At 46.4% G+C, this 1,093-nt stretch carries 2 protein-coding genes; both read right to left on the reverse strand.

The features are described from left to right. Positions 1-534: hypothetical protein (locus R7093_RS24120; RefSeq protein WP_318146872.1), on the reverse strand; the 534-nt coding region annotated here is incomplete at its 3' end. A gap of 219 nt (positions 535-753) precedes the next feature. Then, a partial coding sequence (locus tag R7093_RS24125; protein ID WP_318146873.1) for a putative PEP-binding protein occupies positions 754-1,093 on the reverse strand: 340 nt, incomplete at its 5' end.

The following is a 1,093-nucleotide window of genomic DNA, read 5'->3' on the forward strand; positions in this document are numbered from 1 at the left end:
GAGCCCTAGCGCAACCCCCATACCAAACATGTTCATGTAGGTGCGTTTTTCGGTGGTCTTATCTACTGCCACACCAGAGCCTGAATTAGTGTGGAAAAGCAAAGAGAGCTTGCGAGAATCAAAAACGGCGTAGCCGTAAGCTTTATCGTAAATCGCTTTCGCTTCTGGTTTTTCATTAAAGAGTTTGAGTAAGGTGCTATCGGCCATCAAATCAATCGCTTGACGCGCTTCTTCTGGCGTGTCGCCTTCCATCAACTCATCAATTTTTTTGTCTGCGGCATCTATCCATTCTTTGCTTTTTTCGATACTGGCATCTGTCCATTCGCCAGCCGTATTGATTGCTTCTTCGGACCAATTCGTGAAATCTTGCCACGCTTGTTTTGAAAAGGCTTTAGTGTCGTCCCAAACATCTTGCGCAGTATCCGAAACCGCTTCGCCTAGCTCAGACATTTTGTTGGATATCTCGTCCCAATCTGCATGAGCAGGAGAGGTGAGTAACATAAGTGTGGTTAAGATAACGATCGGCTTTTTCATTAGAGCTCGTCCTAAACGTGGTCGGTTTTACTTCATTTTAGGTGAAATTTGGGATAGGGAAAATTGACGATGATTCTAGGTTGGGATTGACGTCACGAACTCACGTACCCTTGACAAGGGCGTGATAGAAGCCCAACAAAAAAGCCCTCAAACCGCAGCTTGAGGGCTTTGTCTCGTTGGTTTAGGAGCACTTGTGTTAAGTGGCTTCCTTTCGGCAAATTACTTGCTAACTTTACCTAGCTGTAACCAAGTGTCGATAACGGTGTCTGGGTTGAGTGAAACAGAGCTAATGCCTTGCTCCATCAACCATTCCGCCAAATCTTCATGATCTGATGGGCCTTGACCACAAATACCTACGTACTTGCGTGCTTTGGTTGCGGCATCAATTGCCATTTTCAGCATGATTTTCACCGCTGCGTTACGCTCATCAAATAGGTGAGCCACATCGCCAGAGTCACGGTCAAGACCAAGCGTTAGCTGAGTCATGTCGTTTGAACCGATAGAGAAGCCGTCGAAGTACTTCAAGAACTCATCGGCCAGCACTGCGTTTGATGGCAGT

The sequence above is a fragment of the Vibrio sp. 1580 genome (genome assembly GCF_033340055.1).